Here is a 23,730-nt window from a genome sequence, read left to right as displayed (position 1 = left end):
CGCTCTAGTTGACGCGGCCGAGGTAGCGGCCGTCGCGGGTGTCGACCTTGAGCTTCTCGCCCGTGGTGATGAACAGCGGCACCTGGATCTGCGCGCCGGTCTCCAGCGTGGCCGGCTTCGTGCCACCGGTGGAGCGGTCGCCCTGCAGGCCCGGGTCGGTGTGCTCGACGACGAGCTCCAGGGTCACCGGCAGCTCCACGTAGAGCGGGGTGCCGTCGTGCACCGCCACGATGACCTCGGTGTTCTCCAGCAGGTAGTCCGCGCCGCCGCCGACGGTCGCGGCGGGCACGTAGATCTGGTCGAACGTGTCGCCGTCCATGAAGACGAAGTCGGTGCCGTCCTTGTACAGGTAGGTCATCGACCGCTTGTCCACGTTGGCCGTCTCGACCTTCGTGCCGGCGTTGAAGGTCTTGTCCACGACCTTGCCCGACAGCACGTTCTTCAGCGTGGTGCGCACGAAGGCGCCGCCCTTGCCGGGCTTCACGTGCTGGAAGTCGGTGACGGTCCAGAGCTGGCCGTCCAGGTTGAGGACGATGCCGTTCTTCAGGTCGTTGGTGGTAGCCATCTACAGAACCAGCAATTCCTTGCTCGTGAGGGTCAACAACTCGGGCGCGTCGTCGGTGACGATCAGGGTGTCCTCGATCCGGACACCGCCGTGGCCGGGGAGGTAGACCCCCGGCTCCACGGTGACGGCCATGCCGGCGGCCAGCGTACCCGCGCCCAGCTGGCCGATGCCCGGCGCCTCGTGGATCTCCAGGCCCACGCCGTGGCCCAGCCCGTGCGTGAAGTGCTCGCCGTGGCCGGCGGCGACGATGACGTCGCGGGCCGCGGAGTCCACCGCGACGACGTCGGCGCCGACCGCCAGCGCGGCCCGGCCGGCCGCCTGCGAGGCGGCCACGAGCTCGTAGACCTCGCGCTGCCAGTCGGCCGCGTGCCCGAGGACGACGGTGCGCGTCATGTCGGAGTGGTAGCCCTCGACGGTCGCCCCGAAGTCGAGCTTCAGGAAGTCGCCGTCGCGCAGCACGGTGGCGTCGGGGCGGTGGTGCGGGATGGCCGAGTTCGCGCCGGTGGCCACGATCGTCTCGAAGGACGGCGCCTCCGCGCCGAGCGCCAGCATCCGGGCGTCGAGCTCGCGGCCGACCTCCAGCTCGGTGCGCCCGGGTCGCAGCGCGCCCTCGGCGGCGAGCTCGGCCAGCGCCTGGTCGGCGACGGCGCAGGCCCGACGCAGCGCCTCGATCTCGTCGTCGTCCTTGATCGCGCGCTGACCCTCCACGGCTCGACGCACCGACGACAGCTCGGGGACCGTGCCACCGGCCGCGGCGTCGGCCAGCACCCGCTCCAGCCCGTGCAGGCCGTCGACGGTGAGGTCGTGGGACTCGTAGCCGAGCCGCCCGCTCCCGCGCCGGACCGCCTCGCGGGCGAGGGCCGGCACGGTCGACCGGTCGACGACCAGCTCGACGTCGGGCACCTGCGTCCCGGCCTGCGTGGTGTACCGGCCGTCGGTGCCGAACAGGTCGTCCCCGTCCGCCCGCACCAGAAGCGCGCCGTTCGAGCCGGTGAAGCCGGTCAGGTAGCGGACGTTGAGCAGGTTGGTGACCAGGACCGCGTCCAGCCCGCGCTCGGCCGCGGTGGCCCGCAGCGCGTCCCGCCGCGCCGCCTCGCGCGTGGTGTCCCGGCTCACGAGACGCCTCGCAGGGTCATCCACTGCAGCGCCAGCACGTAGCCGTGCACGCCGAGCCCGACGATGGCGCCGTCGGCGACCCGGGAGACGTAGGAGTGCTGCCGGAACTCCTCGCGGCGGTGGATGTTGCTGATGTGCACCTCGATCACCGGGGCGGTCACCGCCGCCAGCGCGTCGTGCAGGACGACAGACGTGTGCGTCCAGCCTCCAGGGTTCACCACGATCGGGTTCCCGGCGTCGGTGGCCTCGTGGATCCAGCGCAGCAGCTGGCCCTCGTCGTCGGTCTGGCGCACCTGCACCTCGATGCCGAGCTCACGGGCAGCGGCCTCGACGAGCTCGACCAGCTGCTCGTACGTCGTCGTCCCGTAGATCTCCGGCTCGCGGGTGCCGAGCCGGCCGAGGTTGGCACCGTTGAGCACCTGGATCGTCACGTCGCTCCTTCGTTCACGGCTGCCCAGGCGGCGTCGAGCCAGGACTGGTCGGGGTCGGTCAGGATCGTGGGGTTGCCCAGCCCGTCGAGGACGACGAACCGCAGGGACGCGCCGCGGGCCTTCTTGTCCACCCGCATCACCTGCTGCAGCCGGGCCCAGTCGCCGGCGTACCCGGTGGGCAGGCCCATGGCGGCGACCAGGTCGCGGTGCCGGTCGACCTCGGTTCGGGTCAGCAGCCCGGCCTGCCCGGCCAGCTCGGCGGCGAAGACCAGCCCGACGGCGACGGCCTCACCGTGCCGCCAGCCGAAGTCCTCGAGGCGCTCGATGGCGTGGCCGAGGGTGTGGCCGTAGTTGAGGAACTCGCGCCGGCCGGTGTCGTAGAGGTCCTCGCCCACGGCGTCGGCCTTCACCCGCACCGCGCGCTCGATCAGCTCCTCGGTGTCGCGACGGCCGGTGGGGTCGGCGTCCAGGAGACGGAGGATCTCCGCGTCGGCCAGGAAGCCGCACTTCACGACCTCGGCCATCCCGGAGCGGAACTCGGCCTCGGGCAGGCCGGCGAGCAGGTCGGTGTCGGCGAGCACCGCCGCCGGCGGGTGGAACGCCCCCACCAGGTTCTTGCCGGCCCCGGTGTTGATGCCGGTCTTCCCGCCCACGGCGGCGTCCACCATGCCCAGCACGCTGGTGGGCACCGTCACGAACCGGATGCCGCGCGTCCAGGTGGCGGCCACGAAGCCGGCCAGGTCGGTCACCGCTCCCCCGCCGAGCCCGACGACGGCGTCGGAACGGGTGAGGCCGAGCCGGCCGAACTCCTCCCAGAGGCCTGCGGCCACCTCCGCGGTCTTGGCGGCCTCCCCGTCCGGGACGACGACGGCCTCCGCGGCGACCCCGGCGGTCTGCAGCGTCTCGACGGCGGCACCGGCCGCGGCGGCCAGCGGCGGCGCGTGGACCACCGCCACCTTCGGCGTGCCGGCGAGCACGAGCGCCAGCTCCACCTGGACGCCGGCCCCGATGGCCACCTCGTAGGGCTGCTCCCCCGCGACCGGTACACGGCGGGTCATCGGGCCTCCTCCGGCGTCAGGACGGCGAGCACCTCGGCGACGACCTCCTCCGGGAGGCGCCCGGCGGTGGGCACCCGGTGGGTGGCCACCTCGGTGTACAGGGGCGCGCGCTGTTCCAGCATGGTGCGCAGCATCGCGCGCGGGTTGACGGCGAGCAGCGGCCGGTCCCGGGACAGCCCGACCCGACGCGCGGCCGAGGCGACGTCGACGTCGAGCCACACCACGGTGCCACCGGCCCGGCCGTGCGCGACCAGCAGCTCCCGGGTGGCCGGGCTGGTCACCGCTCCGCCGCCCAGCGCCAGCACGCCGGGGTGCTCGGCGAGCGCCCGCTGGACCGCCCGCTCCTCCAGGGCGCGGAAGTGCGGCTCGCCGTGCTGGACGAAGAGGTCGGCGACCGTCGCGCCGGTCTCGGCCTCGACGTCGCGATCGGTGTCGCGGAACGGCAGGTCCTGAGCGGCGGCGACCGCGGTGCCGACCGTCGTCTTGCCCGACGCGGGCGGCCCGACCAGCACCAGTGCCGGACCGCTCACCGGTACGGCAGCGAGTCGAGGTAGGCCTGGGCGTTGCGGCGGGTCTCGGTCACCGAGTCGCCGCCGAACTTCTCCAGCACGGCGTCGGCGAGCACCAGCGCCACCATCGCCTCCATCACCACGCTGCCGCGCGGCACGGCGCAGGCGTCGCTGCGCTGGTTGATCGCGACGGCCGGCTCGCCGGTGGCGACGTCGACCGTCTGCAGCGCGCGGGGCACGGTGCTGATCGGCTTCATGGCAGCCCGGACCCGCAGCACCTCGCCGTTGGTCATGCCGCCCTCGATGCCGCCGGCCCGGTCGGTGAGCCGCTGGATGCGGGCCTGCCCGTTCCCGGTGTCCTGGCTGACGATCTCGTCGTGGGCCACCGAACCACGGCGGCGGGCGGTCTCCAGGCCGTCGCCGACCTCGACCGCCTTCACCGACTGCACGCCCATGAGCGCCGCGGCCAGCCGGGCATCGAGGCGACGGTCCCAGTGCACGTGGCTGCCCAGGCCCGGCGGCAGGCCGTGCACGACGACCTCGATGACGCCGCCGAGGGTGTCGCCGTTCTTCCGGGCGTCGTCGATCTCGGCGGTCATCCGCTCGCTGGTGGCCGGGTCGGCGCAGCGCACCGGGTCCTCGTCCAGGCGCGGGTTCTCCTCCGGGCCGGGGACAAGGCCGTCCGGTGCGACGACGGGGCCGATGCCCACCACGTGGCTGACCACCGAGACGTTGATGGACTGGCGGAGGAAGGCCTGGGCGATGGCGCCCAGCGCGACGCGCGCCGCGGTCTCCCGCGCGCTGGCCCGCTCGAGCACCGGGCGCGCGTCGTCGAAGCCGTACTTCTGCATGCCGGGCAGATCGGCGTGGCCGGGCCGCGGCCGGGTGAGCGGCGCGTTGCGCGCCTGACCGGCGAGGATCTCGGCGTCCACCGGGTCGGCGGACATGACCGTCTGCCACTTGGGCCACTCGGTGTTGCCGACCTGGACCGCGATCGGCCCGCCCTGCGTCCGCCCGTGCCGCACACCTCCGGTGAGCGTGACGACGTCCTGCTCGAAGGACATCCGGGCACCCCGGCCGTGCCCGAGCCGGCGGCGGGCCAGCTGCAGGTCGAGGTCGGAGGTCTGGACCTCGACCCCGGCGGGGAGGCCCTCGAGAATGGCGGTGAGCTGCTGGCCGTGCGACTCACCGGCGGTCAGCCAGCGCAACATGGAAGGGATTCTGCCAGTAGAAGGACCCCGGTCCCCCTCCCCCCTCGCAAGCTCGGGGTGAGCCTCTGGACCGAGGCCGTTCCATCACGGCAGCGGACCGCCGCCGCTCACCGCGAGCGCCAGGACGGCACCGGCGAGCAGCGGTGGGCCGAAGGGGACGGTGCTGCGCCAGCCCGCCCGGCGGGTGGCGACCAGCAGCACCGAGACGGCGGCGCCGATCAGCAACCCGAGGAACACCCCGGCGATCAGCGCACCCCAGCCGAACCAGCCGAGCACCAGCCCCAGGAGCGCCAGCAGCTTCACGTCGCCGTAACCCAGCGCCGCCGGTGAGATCGCCGCCGCACCCGCCGCGACCAGGTACGCCACGGCTGCCGCCGCCGCCCCGCGCAGCAGCGCCCCCCACGTCCCGAGCACCGCGGCGTCGACGAGCGCGGCCGCGGCGAACGCCACGGCGGCCGGGAGGAGGACGCGGTCGGGCAGCCGGTGCGCGGCCAGGTCCACGGCGCCGAGCAGGACGGCGGCCGCGGCCACCCAGGCGAGGCCGGCGGTGAGCGGCCGCAGACCGCCGAGCAGGGTGGCCGCGCAGAGCAGGCCGGCGGTGAGCCCGGCGACCACGGCGTCGCGGGGCGGTGACGAGCGGGCCGAAGCGTCCCGGGCGGCGAGCCGGGCGGCGACCCGCGCCGACCACGGCCCCAGCACCAGGCCGACCACCACCGCGATCCCGGCCAGCACCGGGCGGGAGACGTCCACCGTGCCGGTCAGCGACCGGCGAGCGCCGCGTCCAGCGCCGCCCGCATGGCGCCGATCGGGGCGGGGTGACCGGTCATGAGCTCGACCTGCTCGGTGGCCTGCCAGAACAGCACCTCGAGGCCGCCGATGACGGTTCCCCCGGCGGCGGTGACCCGCTCGGCCAGCGGTGTGGGCCAGGGGGCGTACAGCACGTCGAGCACCGTCTGGCCGGCCTGCCAGTCCAGTGCCGCGACGGCGGGCTGACCGCCCACCGGCACGGTGCTGACCACCACCGGCGCGGTGACCACCGCGCCGTCCAGGCTCAGCACGGTGGCCTCGACCCCGAGCACGTCCAGGACCCGGGTCACCTCGCCGGCCCGGGCGGGATCCCGCACCACGACGTCGACCTGCCGGGCACCCAGCGACGCGAGGGCGACGACCGCCGCCGTCGCCGTGCCGCCGGCACCGAGGACCGCTGCGTGCGGAGCCTCCGCCACCCCGGCCAGCTGCAGGGCCATGCCGATGCCGCCCACGTCGGTGTTCTCCGCGCGCCAGCCGCCCTCGGTGCGCACCAGGGTGTTGGCGGCCCGGAGGAGACCCGGCAACGGCTGCACGGTGTCGGCCACCGCGACCGCCGCCTGCTTGCAGGGCATCGTCACCGAGAACCCCCGCCACTCGGGACCGAGCCCGGCCAGGAGGTCGGGGAGGTCCTCCGCCCCGACGTCCAGGGCGTCGTAGGTCCACTCGGTGAGCCCCAGGGCCGAATAGGCGGCGCGGTGCAGCAGCGGGGAGAGCGAGTGGGACACCGGCCGGCCGAGGACGGCGGCCCTCATCCCTCGGGGTTCTCCCGCAGCCACTGCTGGAACAGCAGCACGTTCTGCTGGTGCTCCTCGCCGGTGCGGGCGAAGCGGGTCTCCCCGGTGTCGGGGTTGACGACGACGAAGAACCGCCAGTCGCCCTCGGCCGGGGCCAGCACCGCCTCGAGCGCGTCCTCACCGGGGTTGCTGATCGCGCCCGGGGGCAGCCCGGGGTGGAAGTAGGTGTTGTACGGCGAGGGGTTGGCCCGGTCGGCCGCCGTCGTCGTGATCCCGCCCTTGCCGTTGGCGTAGTTGACGGTCGTGTCCAGCTGCAGGGGCATGCCGTCGGAGAGCCGGTTCTCCAGGACCCGCGCCACCTTGGCCATGTCCTCGGCGCCGGCCGCCTCGGCCTGCACGATGCTCGCCTTGGTCACGACCACCAGCCGGTCCGCCTCGGGGATCTGCAGCGCATCCAGCGCCTGGACCGCCCGGGCCACCATGGCGCCGAGCATGTCGGCGGCGGTGTCGTCGGGCTCGAAGTCGTAGGTGGCGGGGAACAGGAAGCCCTCGAGCATGCCGTTGGCGTAGGCCGGCAGACCCAGCGCGGCCGGGTCGGCCGCGGCGGCCTGCAGCTCCTCCAGGGGCGTGCCGGTGTCCTCCGCGAGCCGGGCCAGCACCTGAGTCACGGTGAGCCCCTCGCGCAGCGTCACGCGGGAGACCTGCCGGGCGGCGGGGTCCAGCAGCAGCTGCAGTGCCGCCTCGCCGCTCATCTGCAGCCGCAGCGTGTACACGCCGGGCTGGATGCCGGTGGCGTCCGGGTTGGCCTTGGCGGCGCTGACGAACGGGCCGGTGGAGGCGATGACGTCGGCCCCGTCGAGGGTGGCGGCGATGTCGCTGAGCGTGTCGCCCTGGTTCACCCGGACGTCGACGCTGCCGGTGCCGCTGCCGGTGTAGTCGCGCGAGTCGGGGTCGAGCAGCGACAGCAGCTGCTGCCCGCCGAGCACGATGCCGGCGACGATGCCGCCGAGCACGAGCACGACCAGCGCCACCGCGAACGGACGACGGCGACGGCGACGCCGCTGCCGGTCGTTGCGCGGGTCGTAGGGCGCCACCGGGATCGCGTCGTCGGTCAGGGGGCCGACCGGCTCGGCGTCGTGGTCCTGCTCCTCGTGGACGGGGTGCTCCTCCGGGAGCTCCCCTGCCGGCCCGTCGGGGGCCACGGCCGGCATCGCCTCGGTCTCGGGCAGGTCGGCCGGGGCGGCAGCGTTCCGCCGCCCGCGCCGGAGTCCGCGACGGCGGGGGGTCGGCTCGTCGACGTTGGCGCCGATGACGTCGAGGCCGCCGGTCTGCTCCTCCCACGGCCGCGGGTCGGCGCCGGGGTACCGGTCGTCGGGGAAGGAGTCGTCGGGGAAGGAGTCGAGGAAGGAGTCGTCCGGGTGGGGATCGTGGCCCTGGCGGCCGGCCACGCGCGGCGTGGCGACGGTGGGGTCGTCGTCGCCGGTGGCGGCGCGCGGTCCCAGCCGGTCCCAGGCACCGGTCGGCAGCGGGGGCAGCGGCGCGGACGGGTGCTCGCGGCCGAAGCCGTGCGCGTCGGCGTCCGGCGCCCGGCCGGCGCGGGGGTGGTCCGGGTGGTCGGTGGAGCCGTAGGACCACCAGGAGGGCTCGACCAGCGGCCCGGTCCGGTCGGCTCCGGGGTCCATGGTCCCCGAGCCGGGGCGGACGCCTCCGGCGCGGTGCGGAGGCTGCACCGGGAAGCCCGGCGGGACACTGCCGCCGATGGGGGCGCCGGGAGACGTCCAGAAGGACGCGGGCACACCACCGGTTCCGTCGTCGGAGGAGTGCCTCCCCCGGCGCGGCGGCCCGCCGGGCGCGCTCACGTGGGCGCCCGCCGGCTGTCGAGATACTGCTGCAGGATGACCACGGCGGCCGCCTGGTCGATCACCGGGCGCTGACGGCGGCTGTCGATGCCGCCCTCACGGAGGTGACTGGCTGCGGTCACGGTGGAGAGCCTCTCGTCGATCATGTGGACCGGCACATCCGCTATGCGGTCGGCCAGTTCCTGAGCGTAGTTGCCCGCATCGACGGCAGAGGCGCCCGACGCACCTGACAGATGCCTCGGCTCTCCCACCACCACCTCGGTCACCTCGTGTTCCACGACGAGCGTGACGAGACGGTCCAGATCGGACCTGTCCTTCGCCCGGCGGAGCGTCTCCAGGGGGCTGGCGAGCGTGCCGGTCGGGTCCGACAGCGCCAGCCCCACCCGGACGGTGCCGACGTCGATCCCGAGCACCCGGCCGCGGGCGCGCCGCGGCGGCACCTTCAGGTGCTGCGGCCAGCCACCGCTGAGGTCGATCTCGGTCGTCTCGTGCTTGACCGGCGGGAACCCCTGGCTGAGGTCGATCTCCGTGGTCGGGTGGTGCGCCGGCTGCTCACCGGTGGACCCCGGCGTCCGCGGCCGGGCCGGTGGCACGGCCGGCAGCTCGCGGCGACGTCCGCCGACGGGACCGGTGTCCCCCGGGTTCGAGCCGAAGCCCTCGTCGGATCCGCTGTTGTCGGAGCTCCTCACGGGGCTCACCTCCCACTGGCGGCCGCAACCGCCTGCTCGCCGGCCTGCAGTGCTGCGGGGATACCCGCGGGATCGGTGCCGCCCCCCTGGGCGACGTCGGACTTGCCGCCACCGCGGCCGCCGACGGGGGCCGAGGCCGCCTTGAGGACGTCGTTGGCCGACAGCCCCTGCGCGACCGCGGCCGGGTTGAGTGCGGCCACCAGGGCCACCTTGCCACCGGACTCCGAGGCCAGCAGCACGACCGCGGCCCGGTCGGCGGCCAGCCGGCCCCGGATGTCGAGGGCGAGCGTGCGGAGGTCGCCACCACCCAGCCCCTCCGGGGCACCGGTGACGACGGCGACGCCGCCCACGTCCCGCGCAGACGCGGCGAGCTGCCCGGCCGCGGCCACGGACTGCTGCGCGCGGAGGTCGGCGAGCTCGCGGTCGAGGTCGCGCATCCGGGCGACCATGCCGCTGACCCGCTCGACGAGGCCGTCCTGGGGCGACTTGAGGATCTCGGCCAGCTGGCGGACCAGGTCGCGCTCGCGGGCCAGGTACCGGAAGCCCTCGAGGCCGACGACGGCCTCCACGCGCCGGGCACCCGAACCCACCGAGGACTCGCCGGTCAGTGCCAGGGTGCCGATCTGCGCGCTGCCGCGGACGTGCGTGCCACCGCAGAGCTCGCGCGACCAGGGGCCGCCGATCTCCACGACGCGGACCTGCTCGCCGTAGGTCTCGCCGAACAGCGCGATGGCGCCGAAGGCCTGCGCCTCCGGCAGCGTCATGTACGAGGCGGTGACCCTGTGGTCGGCGCGGACCGCCGCGTTGGCGACGTCCTCGATGTCCTTGCGCTGCTGCTGGGTGAGCGCGCCCTGCCAGGCGAAGTCCAGCCGCAGGTAGCCCGGCCGGTTGTAGGAACCGGACTGCAGCGCCTGCGGGCCGAGCACCTCGCGCAGCGCCGCGTGCACCACGTGGGTGCCCGAGTGCGCCTGGCAGGCCGACACCCGCCACTCGTGGTCCACCTCGGCGGTGAGCTCGGCGCCCTCGCGCAGCTCTCCCTCGAGCACCCGCACCTGGTGGGCGACCAGACCCTTGACCGGGCGCTGCACGTCGATGACCTCTGCGCGGCCGCCGTCCCAGGTCAGGATGCCGGCGTCGGCGATCTGACCACCGGACTCGGCGTAGAACGGCGTCCGGTCCAGGACGACGCGGGTGATCTCGCCGGGGCCGACCGGGCGCTGTGCGGCGTCGGAGTCCTCGGCGACGACCCCGAGGACGCGGGAGTCGGTGCGCAGGGTGTCGTAGGCCCGCCAGTCGGTGGGGCCGTGCTCGGCCAGCAGCCGGCGGTAGGCCAGCACGTCGACCGAGCCGGTGCGCTTGGCGCGGGCGTCGGCCCGGGCGCGGTCGCGCTGCTCCTTCATGAGGGCGCGGAAGCCCTCCTCGTCGACGGTCACGCCCTGCTCGGCGGCCATCTCGAGGGTGACGTCGATCGGGAAGCCGTAGGTGTCGTGCAGCGAGAACGCCTGCTCCCCCGACAGCTTCGGGGTGCCCGCCTTCTTCGCCTGCGTCACCGCGGTGTCGAACAGCGCCGTGCCGGAGGTGAGGGTGCGGCGGAACGCCTCCTCCTCCGCGTAGGCGACGCTGCTGATCCGCGCGAAGTCGGTCTCCAGCTCGGGGTAGCTGGCCTTCATCGCCTCCTTCGACACCGGCAGCAGCTCGGGGAGGGTCGCGTCCTCGACGCCGAGCAGCTTCATCGACCGGACGGCGCGGCGCAGCAGCCGGCGCAGGATGTAGCCGCGCCCCTCGTTGCCGGGCGTGACGCCGTCGCCGATGAGCATCAGCCCACTGCGCACGTGGTCGGCGACGACCCGCAGCCGCACGTCCGCCTCGGTGTCCTTGCCGTAGGTGACCCCGGCGAGCTCGGCGGCCCGGCGCAGCACCGGGGCGACCTCGTCGATCTCGTACATGTTGTCGACGCCCTGCAGCAGGTAGGCCACGCGCTCCAGGCCCATGCCGGTGTCGATGTTCTTCCGCGGCAGCTCGCCGAGGATCGGGAAGTCCTTGCCCTCCCCGTCCCCCCGCTCGTACTGCATGAAGACGAGGTTCCAGATCTCGAGGAACCGGTCGCCGGTGGGGTCGGCCTCGGGACCGCCGTCCGGCCCGAACTCCGGTCCGCGGTCGTAGTGGATCTCCGAGCACGGCCCGGCCGGGCCCGCCGCACCGGTGGACCAGTAGTTGTCCTCCATCCCGCGGCGCTGGATCCGCTCGGCCGGGACGTAGGCGCGCCAGGCGTCGAACGCCTCGTCGTCGTCGAGGTAGACCGTCGGCCAGATCCGCTCGGGGTCCAGGCCCAGTCCGCCGTCGGCGACCTTGCCGGTCACGAGGTCCCAGGCGAACTGGATCGCCTCGGCCTTGAAGTAGTCACCGAAGGAGAAGTTGCCGTTCATCTGGAAGAACGTGCCGTGCCGGGTGGTCTTGCCCACCTCCTCGATGTCGAGGGTGCGCACGCACTTCTGCACGCTGGTGGCCCGCGGGAACGGCGCGGGCTCGCGCCCGGTCAGGTACGGGATGAACGGCACCATGCCGGCGACGGTGAACAGCAGCGACGGGTCCGGGGAGACCAGCGAGGCACTGGGGACGACGGTGTGGCCACGCTGCTCGAAGTGCTGCAGGAAGCGGCGGCGGATCTCGGCGGTCTGCATCTCAGGTCTACTCGGTTCGACGGGACCGGGACAGGAAGGTGCGTCCCGGCCGATGGATCAGGAGTCGGCGGCGTGCGCGCCGCGGCGCAGGGCGGCGGCCTCGCCCGCGTCGGGCAGCGGCGCGTCCAGGCCCGTACCCGCGCGCAGCTCGAGCTCGCGCTCGGACATCGCCTCGCGGACGTCGGCCCCGAAGTCGCCGATGGCGTCGGCGAGGTCCCGCAGGCCCTCGGCGATGGAGGCGCCGATGCCGGCCGGGGTCATCTTCTCGGCCGCGGCCGACAGCTTCCGCACGACCAGGGCGCCGATGGTGATGCCCATGGCGAGCCAGAACAGGCGGCGCATCAGGCGGCCCGCCGAGCGGCGCGGCGCGAGCGACGCGCTTCCTTGTCGCGGCGGGCGGCGTCGGCGAGGGCCTGGCCCTCCCGCTTCTTCTTGGTGGCGCTGCGCACGCCGTAGCTGAACGCGGCGACCTTGATCAGCGGGCTGCCCAGGGTCGCGGCGACCACGCTGGTGAGGGCGGCGACGTTGCTGGAGACGTTCGCGGCGTTGCCGGTGATGTCGTCGACCCGCTCCAGGTTGCTGTTCACGTGCGCGACCGTGGTGCTGGCCTGGCCCAGGATCGGCGCGCTCTGCTCGCGCACCTGGCGGATGGTCAGGGTGGTCTCGTCGAGCGTCCGGCCGAGCTTGAGCAGCGGCACGGCCACCAGCACCACCAGCAGCACCAGGGCGCCGGCTGCGATCAGCCCGGCGATCTCTCCTACGGACACGCGTGCTCCTGTTCTCGGGGGATTCAGCGCCGGGAGCGACGTTCCGGCTTGGTCACACTAGTCGCGGCCCCCCGCCGCCGTCCGTCCCCCGCCGGGGCGTCAGCGGGTCCGGCGGATGATCGCCCGCAGCTTGGCCAGCCGCTCCCCCAGCCGCGCCTCGGCGCCGCGGCCGGTCGGCCGGTAGTAGTCCTTGCCCACCAGCGCGTCCGGCGGGTACTGCTGCGGCACGACCCCGTCGGGGTGGGAGTGCGGGTAGACGTAGCTCTTGCCGTGCCCGAGCTTCTTCGCCCCGCCGTAGTGCGCGTCTCGCAGACCGGCCGGCACCGGGCCGGCCAGCCCCGCGCGCACGTCGGCCACCGACTCCCCCATCGCGGCGGTCACGGCGTTGGACTTCGGCGCCGTGGCCAGGTGGACGACGGCCTGGGCCAGCGGGAAGTGGCCCTCGGGCATGCCGATGAAGGCGACCGCGTCGGCGGCTGCCACGGCGGTGAGCAGCGCCGTCGGGTCGGCCATGCCGATGTCCTCGCTGGCGGAGATGACCAGCCGCCGGGCGATGAAGCGCGGGTCCTCCCCCGCCTCCACCATGCGGGCCAGGTAGTGCAGGGCGGCGTCGACGTCGCTACCGCGGATGCTCTTGATCAGCGCGCTGGCGACGTCGTAGTGCATGTCGCCCTGCCGGTCGTACCGGACCGCGGCCTGCGCCACCGCCGTCTCCAGCGTGGGGAGGTCGATCTCGGTCGCGCCGACGGCCCGGGCCGCCCCGGCACCGGACTCCAGCGCGGTCAGCGACTTGCGCCCGTCACCGCCCGCGATCCGGATGAGGTGCTCCTGCGCCTCCTCCGTCAGCGTGAACTCGCCGGCCAGCCCGCGCTCGCTGGCCAGCGCCCGGCGCAGCAGCGTGCGGACGTCGTCGTCGGTGAGCGGCTGGAGCGCGAGCACCAGGCTGCGCGAGAGCAGCGGGCTGACCACGGAGAAGAACGGGTTCTCGGTGGTGGCCGCGATGAGGCTGACGATGCGGTCCTCGACCGCGCTCAGCAGGCTGTCCTGCTGGGTCTTGGAGAAGCGGTGCACCTCGTCGATGAACAGGACGGTGCGCCGGCCGGCGTAGGTGAGCTCCTGCTTCGCGCTGGAGATGACCGCCCGGACCTCCTTGACGCCGGAGTCCAGCGCCGACAGCTGCACGAACTGCCGCTTGGTGGCCAGCGAGATGACGTGCGCGAGGGTGGTCTTGCCGGTGCCGGGCGGGCCGTAGAGCACCAGCGACATCGGCTCGTCGGACTCCACCAGCCGGCGCAGCGGGGCCCGGTCGCCCAGCAGGTGCTGCTGCCCGACGACCTCCTCCAGCGAGCGCGGCCGCATGCGCACCGCCAGCGGGGCACCCGGGTCGACGGCGGCCGGGCCGTCGTCGGGCGCGTCGAACAGGGATGTCACGGGTGGGAACGCTACCCGCGGGGCACGACGTCCTTCATGCAGCAGCGACGCATCGGGAACGCGACCGTGAGCGCCATCGGACTGGGCGCGATGCCCCTGTCCACCAAGGACCCCCGGCCGCCCCAGGACGACGCGATCGCCGTGGTGCACGCGGCGCTGGACGCCGGCGTCACGCTGATCGACACCGCGGACGCCTACTCCCGCGACGAGGCGGAGTTCGGCCACAACGAGTCGCTCGTCGCCGCGGCGCTGCGCTCCTACGGCGGCGATCCGTCGTCGGTGCTGGTCGCCACCAAGGGCGGGCACACCCGGCGCGGCACCGACTGGGAGCTGGACGGGTCGCCGGCCTACCTGCGGCGGGCGTGCGAGGCGTCGCTGCGGCGGCTGTGCGTCGACGCGATCGGGCTGTACCAGTTCCACCGGCCCGACCCGGCCACGCCGTGGGAGGACTCCATGGGTGCGCTGCGGCAGTTGGCCGACGACGGGCTGGTCCGGATGGTCGGCATCTCCAACGCCGACATCGCGCAGATCGACGTCGCCCGGTCCATCGTCGGCGAGGCGCTGGTCAGCGTGCAGAACCAGTTCTCGCCGGGATGGCGCTCCTCGGCCGACGAGCTGGCGCACTGCGCGGCGCACGGGCTCGCGTTCCTGCCGTGGAGCCCCTTCGGCGGGGTGGGCGCGGCAGGCTCGCTGGACTCGACCGCGCCGGCGTTCGCCGAGGTCGCCGACGAGCTGGCCGTCTCGGTGTACCGGGTGACGCTGGCCTGGCACCTGGCGCAGAGCGACACGGTCGTCCCGATCCCGGGCGCCTCGCGGGCGACCTCGATCACCGACTCCGCCGCGGCCGCCGCGCTCGAGCTGTCCCCCGACCAGCTGGCGCGCCTGGACGGCGCGTGATCCTCCCCGGCTAGCGGCCCGGCGGAGCGGCAGCCCGTGCGCGGACCGCCGCGATGCCGGCCGCCACCACGAGGGCCGCGACCAACGGGAGCGGCCGGCCGGGTCCATCCAGCAGTGCGTCCTGGAGCACCTGCCACGGCGACGGCAGCCGACCACCCATCGGGCCGGTTCCGGTCGAGTTCACGACGGTGGGGACGAGTACCTGGAGGGACCAGGCCAGCGGCAGCGCCGTCCACGCCACCCCGACGACGAGGAGCCAGCGCGCGAGCCGGGAGACCGGTCGCAGCCCGACCGTCACCAGCGCTCCGACGAGGACGGCCACCCCGATCCACGTGGTCCAGCCCAGGTCGAACCCGGGTCCGAGCGAGCCCGGGCCGAGCACGGCGAACGCGGAGCCGGCCAACCAGGCCGGCAGCGTCCCGGCCACCACCCCGAGGGCGATCCCCGTGCCCGTGCGACCGCCCAGCGCACCGGTGCCCGCTCCCCAGCCCAGCAACGACACCAGCACCAGGGTGACCGCCATCGCCGTCCCGGACCACGGCGTGAACGGGGACGTCGCGGCCTCGTCCAGCTCGGCGAAGGCCTGCGCGAGCACGACGACGAGCCCCGCGAGGACCCCGCCGACGGTCGCGCCCGCCGCCGCCCGCCGGCGGGCCGGATCCGCCGGCCGGGCCAGCAGGCCGGCGAGCACCCCGCCGAGCAGCGCTCCCGAGACGAAGGTGGGCGGCCAGCCGAGCAACGGCAGTGCGAGCAGCCCGGGTTCGGGGCCGGTCACCCCTCCCCCGACCCGCCCCAGGCCCTCCAGCACCGCGAACATGCGCTCCAGCAGCGCCGGGAGGGAGCTGACGAACCACCACGTGAGGGCGGCGAGCGGAACGAGCAGGACGAGCAGGACCCGGTCGCCGACCCGGGCCGCCCGCTCCGGGCTCACCTCGTGGAGCGCAGCGCCGGTGCGCGTCGAGGCCGACGACCGATCTCGCGCGTCGGGCTCAGCCGACGACACCGGTCACCTCCTCCTGGCGCTCCAGCCGTAGGGGCGCCGACGGCCGGATCCGCGGGAGCACGACGGTCAGCACCGCGGCCACCGCGACCGCCGCCAGCCAGGGCGCCAGGTCCCGCTGCCCCGGCATCGACGCCAGGCCGAACACGTCCCACGCGGCGGAGAGCGAGTCCGGCAACGTGCGGGGCAGCCCGTAGCCGGGACGCAGCAACTGCTCGAGATAGCTCGCCGCCGTCAGCGCCGGGGAGACCAGCCACGCCCCGAGGACCACCACCGGCCACCACCCGAGCCGGGAGAGCGGCCGCGACCCGACGAGCAGCAGGGCCGCGACCAGCAGCGCGGCGCCGAGCCAGGGTCCGGCGTGGCCGAGCGTCGTGGCCGACCCGAAGCCGACGAGGGCGGAGACGACCGAGGAGAACCACCAGGGAGCGGCCCCGGCGAGCACTGCGAGACCCGGCACGGCGCCCGCGGGCCCGAGGACGGCGAGCGCCCCCACGCCCCAGCCGAGCGCGGACACCACGACGACGACGGCGCCGAGACCCAGGAGGACCGCGGGCTCGGTCTCGAAGTTGTCGGGCGCGTTCTCGCGCAGCGTCGTCACGGTCGCCACGAGAGCGAGCGCGACCGCCAGGACCGTGCCTCCGGCGGTCGCCGCGACCCCGAGCCCCCGCCGCGCGGTCGCCCGGCCGAGCATCCCGGCGGCCACCCCGCCCACCAGCGCCCCCAGGACGAGGTACGAGAGCATGGCGGGCACGAGCGGCAGAGCCGTCCGGGCGCCGACCGGCGTCATCCGCAGCCCGCCGAGCAGCCAGAACAGGTGGCCGCCCACCCACCAGGCCACGGCTGCCAGCGGGACGAGCGCCCACCAGGGCAGCCGCCGGGCCGCCGGGCGGGCGGGCGGATCCTCGATCACGGGCACCTCCGGTTACGGAACGTGCCGGGACACTAGCGCCCGAGGACGCTCCGCAGGGCAGCGAGGACCAGCGCCACCTTGTCGGGCGCGGCGTTGGGGCCCATCAGCCCGATCCGCCACACGGTGGCGGCGTAGGCGCCCACTCCGCCACCGATCTCCAGGCCGAACCGCTCGAGCAGCTCCGTGCGGACCGCGGCCGAGTCGACGCCGTCGGGAACCTTCACCGTGGTCAGCTCCGGCAGCCGGTGCCCCTCGGCGGCGAAGAGCTCCAGCCCCAGCTCGGACAGCCCCTCGTGCAGCAGGCGGCCGGCTTCGGCGTGCCGGGCGTGGACGGCGTCCAGCCCCTCCTCGAGGATCCGGCCGAGACCGGCGTGCAGCGACACGACCATTCCGGTCGGCGCCGTGTGGTGGTAGGTGCGCCCACCCCCGGCGGCCTCGCCCGCGTAGCCGCCGAGGAGGCCCAGGTCGAGGTACCAGCTCTGCGGCTTCTCGATCCGCCGCTCCCAGGCCCGGTCGTTGATCGTGAACGGCGCGAGGCCGGGCGCGACGCCGAGGCACTTCTGCGAGCCGGAGTAGGCGAGGTCCACGCCCCACTCGTCCAGCTCCACCGGGATGCCGCCGAGGGAGGTGACGCAGTCGGCCAGCAGCAGCGCCTCGCCCTTGCCTGCGGCCAGCGGCGCCAGGTCGGAGCGGACCCCGGTCGAGGTCTCGGCGTGCACGGCGGCGATCAGCTTGGGCGAGGGATGCGCGGCCAGGACGCGCTCGGCGTCGACCGGCTGCCCCCACTCGTGCTCGACGGCGACCACCTCGGCGCCGCAGCGTGCGGCGACGTCGGTCATCCGCCGGCCGAAGAGGCCGTTGACCGCGACGACGACGACGTCGCCGGGGCCGACGGTGTTGACGAACGCCGCCTCCATGCCCGCCGAGCCCGTGGCCGACAGCGGCAGCGTGCGCCGGTTCGCCGTCCCGAACACCTGGCGGAGCCGGTCGGAGGTCTCGTCCAGGACCCGCAGGAACTCGGGGTCCAGGTGACCCAGCAGCGGCTGGGCCAGCGCGACCTGCGCCTCGGGGTAGGGGTTCGAGGGACCGGGACCGAGCAGGGTGCGGGCACGCAGGGCCATGTCGACGGCGCTCCTACTGCTTCGTGGGGTCGGTCGGGCCGGGGGCTCCGGGCACGCCGGGCAGCGCCGGCTCCTCCAGGCCATCCTTCTCAGCAACGGCGTCGATGCCGGACTCCTTGCGCTGCGCGGCGGTGATCGGCGTCGGGGCGCCGGTCAGCGGGTCGTAGCCGGCACCGGTCTTCGGGAAGGCGATGACCTCGCGGATGGAGTCGACGCCGGCCAGCAGCGCGGTGAGCCGGTCCCAGCCCAGCGCCGCGCCGGCGTGCGGCGGCGGACCGAAGGCGAACGCCTCCAGGAAGAAGCCGAACCGCTCCCGGGCCTCCTCGCGCGACATGCCGAGGGTCTCGAACACCCGCTCCTGCAGGTCGGCATCGTGGATGCGGACCGAGCCGCTCATGACCTCGTTGCCGTTGATCACCATGTCGTAGGCGTCCGACAGCGCCGCGCCCTTGTCCTCGGCGAACCGGTCCCGCCACTCGGGGGTGGGCGAGGTGAAGGGGTGGTGCATGAACGTCCAGTCGCCGTCCTCGGTCTCCTCGAACATCGGGAAGTCGACGACGAACAGGAACGACCACGAGCCGGGTGTGATGAGCTCCAGGCGCTTGGCGATCTCGTTGCGGGCCGCGCCCAGCAGCTCCTGGGCCGAGCGGCGGGCGCCGGCGGCGAAGAAGACGCAGTCCCCGGGCTTCGCGCCCACGGCCTCGACCAGGCCCTCGCGCTCGGCGTCGGAGAGGTTCTTGGCCACCGGGCCGCCGAGGGTGCCGTCCTCGGCGATCGTCACGTAGGCCAGGCCGCGGTAGCCGCGGGACTTCGCCCAGTCCTGCCAGGCGTCGAACGCGCGCCGCGGCTGCGAGCCGCCGCCCGGCATGACGACGGCACCCACGTAGGGCGCCTGGAACACGCGGAACGGCGTCTCGGCGAAGTAGGACGTCAGCTCGGTCAGCTCGACCCCGAAGCGCAGGTCGGGCTTGTCGGAGCCGAAGCGGTCCATGGCCTCGCGGTAGGTCATCCGCGGGATCTCGGGCAGCTCGTAGGAGGCGAGCTCGCGCCACAGCGAGCGGACGACGTCCTCGGCGACGGCCAGCACGTCGTCGCGGTCGACGAAGCTCATCTCGAAGTCCAGCTGGGTGAACTCCGGCTGCCGGTCGGCGCGGAAGTCCTCGTCCCGGAAGGCGCGGGCGATCTGGTAGTAGCGCTCCAGGCCACCGATCATCAGCAGCTGCTTGAACAGCTGCGGCGACTGCGGCAACGCGTACCACTTGCCCTGCTGCAGGCGGACCGGCACGAGGAAGTCGCGGGCGCCCTCCGGCGTGGACCGGGTCAGGTTCGGGGTCTCGACCTCGGTGAACCCGTGACCGGCCATCACGTTCCGGGCGATCCGGCTGATCTCCGAGCGCAGCCGCAGGACCTTCGCCGGGCCCTGACGTCGCAGGTCGAGGTAGCGGTACTTGTAGCGGACGTCGTCCGACGCCGCCTGGTCGGTCTCGATCGGGAAGGGCAGCGGCGCGGAGGCCGAGAGCACGCGCAGCTCCGACGTCGCCACCTCGATCTCGCCGGTGGGCAGCTCGGGGTTCTCGTTGCCCTCCGGACGGCGGCGCACCTCACCGGTCACGAGCACGCAGTACTCGTTGCGCAGGTGGTGGGCCTCCTCCTCGCGGACGACGACCTGCACGTACCCGGAGGCGTCGCGCAGGTCGAGGAAGACCACCCCGCCGTGGTCGCGGCGGCGGGCCACCCAGCCGGCGAGGGTGACGGTGGTACCGGCGTCGGACGCGCGGAGCGCGCCGGCGTCGTGGGTGCGGAGCACGGGATGTTGCCTTCCGGGGTGGTGGGTGGGCGAAGAAGCAGCGGTGGGTTACCAGCGGTCGTGCACGTGGGCGCGGATGCGCTCGTCGTACAGCCGCTCGAGATCGGCGAGCTGGGAGTCCGACAGCGGCGCCATCGAGGCGGCCGCGACGTTGCCGCGCACCTGCGTGACGTTGCGGGCACCGGGGATCACGGTGGTGACGCCGGGCTGGTCGATGACCCAGCGCAGCGCGAAGGCCGCGGTCGGCACGCTGTCACCGGCGATGGCGGCGACCTCGCGGGCGGCCGAGACGCCGACGTCGAAGGGCACGCCGGCGAACGTCTCGCCGACGTCGAAGGCCTCGCCGTTGCGGTTGAAGTTGCGGTGGTCGTCGGCCGGGAAGGTCGTCGACTCGTCGTACTTGCCGGTCAGCAGCCCGCTGGCCAGCGGCACCCGGGCGAGGATGCCCACGCCCGCCCGCTGGGCGGCCGGGAGCAGCTCCTCCAGCGGCTTGCGCCGGAAGATGTTGAGGATGACCTGGATCGTGGCCACGCCCGGGTGCTGCAGCGCGGTCAGGCCCTCCTCGACGGTTTCCACCGAGACGCCGTAGGCGGCGATGGCGCCGTCGGCCACGAGTGCGTCCAGCGCGTCGTAGACCCGCTGGTCGGAGTAGACGGCCGGCGGCGGGCAGTGCAGCTGCACCAGGTCCAGCGTGTCGACGCCGAGGTTGCGGCGCGACCGGTCGATCCAGGCCCGCAGGTTCTCGGGCGTGTACTGCTCGGCGGTGAACGGGTCGGCGCGGCGGCCGGCCTTCGTGGCCACGAACGGCCGGTCGGCCCGGGGCGCGAGCGCCTTGCGGATCCGCTCCTCGCTGCGTCCGTCGCCGTAGACGTCGGCGGTGTCCAGCAGGGTGACGCCGGCGTCGAGCGCGGCGTCGAGGACGTCGGCGGCGTCGTCCTCGGTCACGTCGCCCCAGTCACCGCCGAGCTGCCAGGTGCCCAGCCCGATCACGCTGACATCGGCCCCGGTCCGTCCGAGCGGTCGCTGCTCCATGCTCATGCCTCCACGCTTTCACGAAGCCGGTCGAACAGCTCACCGACGGGGACGGCGTGCTGCTCTCCGGTGCGCATGTCCTTGAGCTGGCCGACGCCCTCGGCCAGGTCGCGGTCGCCGATGACGACGACGTGCGTGGCGCCCGACCGGTCGGCCGCCTTCATCGCGCCCTTGAGCCCGCGGTCGCCGTACACGGTGTCGGCGGCGACGCCGGCCTGGCGCAGCTGCCCCACCAGGCGGACGGCCAGCCGCTTGGCCTCCGCGCCCAGCGGGACGACGAACGCCTGGACGCCCGCCGTCGCGCCGACGTCCAGCCCCTCGGCCTGCACGGCGAGCAGGGTCCGGTCCACGCCCACGGCGTAGCCGATGCCCGAGACGTCCGGCCCGCCGAGCGCCGCGGAGAGGCCGTCGTAGCGCCCGCCGCCGCCGATCGCCGACTGTGCGCCCAGCCCGTTGTGCACGAACTCGAAGGTGGTCTTCGTGTAGTAGTCCAGCCCGCGCACCAGCTTCGGCGCCTCGGTCCAGGTCACCCCGAGGTCGGTCAGGTGCTGGCGGACGGCGTCGTAGTGCGCCCTGGTGGAGTCCGAGAGGTGGTCGACCATCAGCGGGGCGTCGTCGAGCTGCGCCTGCACCTCGGGCCGTTTGTCGTCCAAGACCCGCAGCGGGTTGATGGCCGCGCGACGCCGGGTCTCCTCGTCGAGGTCCAGCTTGTCCAGGTAGGCCACCAGCAGCTCGCGGTACTGCGGCCGGCAGGTGGCGTCGCCCAGCGAGGTGAGCAGCAGCTCGAAGTCGGTGAGCCCCAGGTCGCGGAAGCCCTGCACGCCCAGCGCCACCACCTCGGCGTCCAGCGCCGGGTCGTCGGTGCCGAGAGCCTCCATGTCCACCTGGGTGAAGTGCCGGTAGCGGCCGGCCTGCGGGCGCTCGTAGCGGAACGCCGAGCCGACGGTCCACAGCTTCACCGGCAGGGCCCCGTCGTGCAGCCGGTGCTCGATGAAGGCGCGCATCAGCCCGGCGGTGAGCTCGGGGCGCAGGGTGAGCGAGCGGCCGCCGCGGTCCTCGAAGGTGTACATCTCCTTGGTCACGACGTCGGTGGACTCGCCCACGCCGCGGGAGAAGACGGCGGTCTCCTCGAAGACCGGCGTCTCGACGTAGCCGTAACCCGCCCGGCGCAGCGGCGCGGTCAGGGTGTCGCGCACGGCGAGGAAGCGCGCCGAGTCCGGCGGCAGGGTGTCGAAGGTGCCCTTGGGGGCGGTCAGGCCGATGCTCACAGTGCTCCCCGTTCGGCTCCGGACTCGTTCCGCTCCTCGGTCGCTGGCGCTCCCTGCGATGCTCGCTCCCCCGTCGCTCTCACAGTCCACGTCCCTTGGGGGCGGAGGCCGCCTCGGCCAGGTAGGGGTTGGTCGCCCGCTCGCGGCCGATCGTCGTCGCCGGGCCGTGGCCGGGCAGCACGACCGTCTCGTCGTCCAGCTGCAGCACGACGTCGCGCAGCGAGCGGAGCATGTCGTCCCACGAGCCGCCCGGGAGGTCGACCCGGCCGACCGAGCCGGCGAACAGCACGTCCCCGGCGAGCAGCCCGGGAGCCTCGCCCAGGTCGAGGGAGAACATCACCGAGCCCTGGGTGTGCCCGGGTGCGTGCCGCACGGTCAGGTCGACACCGGCCAGCGACAGCACCTCGCCGTCGTCCAGGCTCTTCACCTCCGACGGGTCGGGCAACCGGACGCCGGTGATCAGCGGCGCGAGCTGCGGCCCGTGCCACCGCGCGGGGTCCGACAGCATCCCGGAGTCCAACGGGTGCAGGTAGGCGGGGATGTCGTAGCCGTCGCAGACGGGCAGCACCGAGAAGGTGTGGTCCAGGTGTCCGTGGGTGAGGACGACGGCGACCGGCTTCAGCCCGTCGTCGGCCAGCATCCGGGCCAGCGGCTCGACGGCGTCCATCCCGGGGTCGACGACGACGCACTCGGCCCCCGGCCCGGAGGCGACGGCGTAGCAGTTGGTGCCGAACGCGCCGGCGGGGAAGGAGCGGATGAGCACCCGTGCAGGTTACGCGGACGCACCCGGGCTCCCCGGTGCTGCCAGGGATTCCCCAGCCCCGCCACCTAGACTCCCTCCCCGACCAGCGCGGTGCGGCCCGCCCGGCACCGCCGTCGAGGCCGCCCTGTCGCGCCCGTCCGCCCGAGGAGTCCGCACCCGTGCCCACGAACAAGCAGCGCCGCGAAGCCGCGCAGCGCCACCTGCAGCGCCAGCTGGAGCGCCGCACCGATCTGGCCAAGAAGCGCCGCCGGAACCTGGGCCTGCTCCTCACCGCGCTCGCCGTCGTCGTGGTGGTCGGCGCCGCCCTGCTGATCACCGGCGTCTTCTCCGGCGACGACGAGAGCGACGACCAGGCCGCCGACCCGTCGACGCCGGCCGCTACCGAGTCCGCGGCCCGCACGACCAACCCCGACGGCACGGTCACCTGCGAGTACCTCCCCGACGAGACCGGCAACCCGAACCTCACCGACGTCGGCACCCCGCCCACCCCGGAGGCCACTCCCACCGAGGGGACCGCGACGCTGCGCATGGCCACCAACGAGGGCGACCTGACGCTGACCCTCGACCGGGCCAAGGCGCCCTGCGCGGTCGCCAGCTTCGTCTACCTGGCCGAGCAGGACTTCTACGCCGGCAGCAGCTGCCACCGGCTGGTCACCCAGGAGGCCTTCGGGCTGCTGCAGTGCGGCGACCCGACCGGCACCGGCTCCGGCGGCCCGACGTACAAGTACGCCGAGGAGGTCACGGCGGACACGACCTACCCCCGCGGCACGATCGCCATGGCCAAGACGGCGGCGCCCAACACCACGGGCAGCCAGTTCTTCCTGACCTTCACCGACGTCACGCTGCCGCCGGAGTACACGGTCGTCGGCACGATCGACGAGGCCGGCCTGGCGATCCTCGACCGCGTCGCCGAGGGCGGCATCCAGGACGTCGAGGGCCCCGGCGACGGCACGCCGAACACCACCGTGACCATCGAGGACGTGGCCGTCGTCTAGGTGTACTGACCCGCTGCGTTGTTGACGCGGTCGATGGGTGAGCGTCCGCCGATGCCCAGGTGGGGCCGGTTCA

The 23,730-nt window shown here is 74.2% G+C and carries 23 protein-coding genes; 2 read left to right on the top strand and 21 right to left on the bottom strand.

What is annotated here, in order from left to right:
• Positions 1-4: 4 nt before the first annotated feature.
• The 14 genes from efp to GCU60_RS11040 all read right to left on the bottom strand — a co-directional run bounded on the left by efp (position 5) and on the right by GCU60_RS11040 (position 13,861).
• Complete coding sequence (efp, locus tag GCU60_RS11105) at positions 5-565, bottom strand: elongation factor P (protein WP_163205155.1); 561 nt, start codon at positions 563-565, stop codon at positions 5-7.
• On the bottom strand, positions 566-1,681 hold the full coding sequence (locus GCU60_RS11100) for a M24 family metallopeptidase (protein WP_163205153.1): 1,116 nt from the start codon (positions 1,679-1,681) through the stop codon (positions 566-568).
• Entirely contained in the window at positions 1,678-2,112 is a 435-nt protein-coding gene (gene aroQ / locus GCU60_RS11095) for a type II 3-dehydroquinate dehydratase (protein WP_163205151.1), read from the bottom strand. The genes GCU60_RS11100 and aroQ overlap by 4 nt, the downstream gene beginning before the upstream one ends.
• Positions 2,109-3,170 carry a 3-dehydroquinate synthase gene (aroB, locus tag GCU60_RS11090; protein ID WP_163205149.1) on the bottom strand — a complete coding sequence of 354 codons (1,062 nt, stop codon included), beginning with the start codon at positions 3,168-3,170 and terminating at the stop codon, positions 2,109-2,111. Before aroB ends, aroQ begins: the two co-directional genes overlap by 4 nt.
• Positions 3,167-3,700, bottom strand: coding sequence for a shikimate kinase (locus GCU60_RS11085; RefSeq protein ID WP_163205147.1), 534 nt, complete (start codon positions 3,698-3,700; stop codon positions 3,167-3,169). The genes aroB and GCU60_RS11085 overlap by 4 nt, the downstream gene beginning before the upstream one ends.
• Complete coding sequence (aroC, locus tag GCU60_RS11080) at positions 3,697-4,890, bottom strand: chorismate synthase (protein WP_163205145.1); 1,194 nt, start codon at positions 4,888-4,890, stop codon at positions 3,697-3,699. The genes GCU60_RS11085 and aroC overlap by 4 nt, the downstream gene beginning before the upstream one ends.
• An 84-nt stretch (positions 4,891-4,974) precedes the next feature.
• On the bottom strand, positions 4,975-5,640 hold the full coding sequence (locus GCU60_RS11075; RefSeq protein ID WP_163205143.1) for a prepilin peptidase: 666 nt from the start codon (positions 5,638-5,640) through the stop codon (positions 4,975-4,977).
• An 8-nt stretch (positions 5,641-5,648) separates the two neighbouring features.
• On the bottom strand, positions 5,649-6,452 hold the full coding sequence (locus tag GCU60_RS11070; RefSeq protein ID WP_163205141.1) for a shikimate dehydrogenase: 804 nt from the start codon (positions 6,450-6,452) through the stop codon (positions 5,649-5,651).
• Complete coding sequence (gene mltG, locus GCU60_RS11065) at positions 6,449-8,116, bottom strand: endolytic transglycosylase MltG (protein WP_239520963.1); 1,668 nt, start codon at positions 8,114-8,116, stop codon at positions 6,449-6,451. Before mltG ends, GCU60_RS11070 begins: the two co-directional genes overlap by 4 nt.
• Before the next feature lie 173 nt (positions 8,117-8,289).
• On the bottom strand, positions 8,290-8,982 hold the full coding sequence (gene ruvX / locus GCU60_RS11060; RefSeq protein ID WP_345770532.1) for a Holliday junction resolvase RuvX: 693 nt from the start codon (positions 8,980-8,982) through the stop codon (positions 8,290-8,292).
• 5 nt (positions 8,983-8,987) lie between these two features.
• Positions 8,988-11,663 carry an alanine--tRNA ligase gene (gene alaS, locus GCU60_RS11055; protein ID WP_163205137.1) on the bottom strand — a complete coding sequence of 892 codons (2,676 nt, stop codon included), beginning with the start codon at positions 11,661-11,663 and terminating at the stop codon, positions 8,988-8,990.
• A 57-nt stretch (positions 11,664-11,720) separates the two neighbouring features.
• Complete coding sequence (locus GCU60_RS11050) at positions 11,721-12,005, bottom strand: hypothetical protein (protein WP_163205135.1); 285 nt, start codon at positions 12,003-12,005, stop codon at positions 11,721-11,723.
• Entirely contained in the window at positions 12,005-12,430 is a 426-nt protein-coding gene (locus GCU60_RS11045; RefSeq protein WP_163205133.1) for a DUF948 domain-containing protein, read from the bottom strand. The genes GCU60_RS11050 and GCU60_RS11045 overlap by 1 nt, the downstream gene beginning before the upstream one ends.
• Before the next feature lie 99 nt (positions 12,431-12,529).
• Positions 12,530-13,861 carry an AAA family ATPase gene (locus GCU60_RS11040; protein ID WP_163205131.1) on the bottom strand — a complete coding sequence of 444 codons (1,332 nt, stop codon included), beginning with the start codon at positions 13,859-13,861 and terminating at the stop codon, positions 12,530-12,532.
• A gap of 66 nt (positions 13,862-13,927) precedes the next feature.
• Between GCU60_RS11040 and GCU60_RS11035 the strand changes: the two genes are divergently transcribed.
• Positions 13,928-14,758 carry an aldo/keto reductase gene (locus GCU60_RS11035; protein ID WP_345770531.1) on the top strand — a complete coding sequence of 277 codons (831 nt, stop codon included), beginning with the start codon at positions 13,928-13,930 and terminating at the stop codon, positions 14,756-14,758.
• Between the two features lie 10 nt (positions 14,759-14,768).
• On the opposite strand, the gene GCU60_RS11030 is transcribed toward GCU60_RS11035, so the two are convergent.
• The 7 genes from GCU60_RS11030 to GCU60_RS11000 all read right to left on the bottom strand — a co-directional run bounded on the left by GCU60_RS11030 (position 14,769) and on the right by GCU60_RS11000 (position 22,662).
• On the bottom strand, positions 14,769-15,689 hold the full coding sequence (locus GCU60_RS11030) for a hypothetical protein (RefSeq protein WP_163205127.1): 921 nt from the start codon (positions 15,687-15,689) through the stop codon (positions 14,769-14,771).
• A gap of 58 nt (positions 15,690-15,747) precedes the next feature.
• Positions 15,748-16,671 carry a hypothetical protein gene (locus GCU60_RS11025; protein ID WP_163205125.1) on the bottom strand — a complete coding sequence of 308 codons (924 nt, stop codon included), beginning with the start codon at positions 16,669-16,671 and terminating at the stop codon, positions 15,748-15,750.
• 32 nt (positions 16,672-16,703) lie between these two features.
• Positions 16,704-17,792 (bottom strand): pyridoxal-phosphate-dependent aminotransferase family protein, encoded by a 1,089-nt coding sequence (locus GCU60_RS11020; protein WP_163205116.1) that lies wholly within the window; start codon positions 17,790-17,792, stop codon positions 16,704-16,706.
• Between the two features lie 13 nt (positions 17,793-17,805).
• Positions 17,806-19,599, bottom strand: a complete 1,794-nt coding sequence (gene aspS / locus GCU60_RS11015) for an aspartate--tRNA ligase (RefSeq protein ID WP_163205113.1) — start codon at positions 19,597-19,599, stop codon at positions 17,806-17,808.
• Between the two features lie 48 nt (positions 19,600-19,647).
• Positions 19,648-20,637 carry an aldo/keto reductase gene (locus GCU60_RS11010; RefSeq protein ID WP_239520960.1) on the bottom strand — a complete coding sequence of 330 codons (990 nt, stop codon included), beginning with the start codon at positions 20,635-20,637 and terminating at the stop codon, positions 19,648-19,650.
• Positions 20,634-21,899, bottom strand: a complete 1,266-nt coding sequence (hisS, locus tag GCU60_RS11005) for a histidine--tRNA ligase (RefSeq protein ID WP_163205111.1) — start codon at positions 21,897-21,899, stop codon at positions 20,634-20,636. Before hisS ends, GCU60_RS11010 begins: the two co-directional genes overlap by 4 nt.
• 79 nt (positions 21,900-21,978) lie before the next feature.
• Positions 21,979-22,662 (bottom strand): MBL fold metallo-hydrolase, encoded by a 684-nt coding sequence (locus GCU60_RS11000; RefSeq protein WP_163205109.1) that lies wholly within the window; start codon positions 22,660-22,662, stop codon positions 21,979-21,981.
• 158 nt (positions 22,663-22,820) lie between these two features.
• Between GCU60_RS11000 and GCU60_RS10995 the strand changes: the two genes are divergently transcribed.
• Positions 22,821-23,657, top strand: a complete 837-nt coding sequence (locus GCU60_RS10995) for a peptidylprolyl isomerase (protein ID WP_163205107.1) — start codon at positions 22,821-22,823, stop codon at positions 23,655-23,657.
• The last annotated feature ends 73 nt before the right edge of the window (positions 23,658-23,730 follow it).

Source organism: Blastococcus saxobsidens (genome assembly GCF_010682065.1).
GTDB classification, from domain to species: Bacteria; Actinomycetota; Actinomycetes; order Mycobacteriales; family Geodermatophilaceae; genus Blastococcus; species Blastococcus saxobsidens_B.
Note: the sequence above shows the minus strand (reverse complement) of the source record. Positions and strands in the feature narration are given on the sequence as shown.

Coding starts and splice junctions, on each gene's coding strand:
- efp (WP_163205155.1), bottom strand. CDS start 565: ATGGCTACCACCAACGACCTGAAGAACGGCATCGTCCTCAACCTGGAC.
- aroB (WP_163205149.1), bottom strand. CDS start 3,170: ATGACCCGCCGTGTACCGGTCGCGGGGGAGCAGCCCTACGAGGTGGCC.
- aroC (WP_163205145.1), bottom strand. CDS start 4,890: ATGTTGCGCTGGCTGACCGCCGGTGAGTCGCACGGCCAGCAGCTCACC.
- GCU60_RS11070 (WP_163205141.1), bottom strand. CDS start 6,452: ATGAGGGCCGCCGTCCTCGGCCGGCCGGTGTCCCACTCGCTCTCCCCG.
- mltG (WP_239520963.1), bottom strand. CDS start 8,116: ATGGACCCCGGAGCCGACCGGACCGGGCCGCTGGTCGAGCCCTCCTGG.
- alaS (WP_163205137.1), bottom strand. CDS start 11,663: ATGCAGACCGCCGAGATCCGCCGCCGCTTCCTGCAGCACTTCGAGCAG.
- GCU60_RS11050 (WP_163205135.1), bottom strand. CDS start 12,005: ATGCGCCGCCTGTTCTGGCTCGCCATGGGCATCACCATCGGCGCCCTG.
- GCU60_RS11020 (WP_163205116.1), bottom strand. CDS start 17,792: ATGGCCCTGCGTGCCCGCACCCTGCTCGGTCCCGGTCCCTCGAACCCC.
- GCU60_RS11010 (WP_239520960.1), bottom strand. CDS start 20,637: ATGAGCATGGAGCAGCGACCGCTCGGACGGACCGGGGCCGATGTCAGC.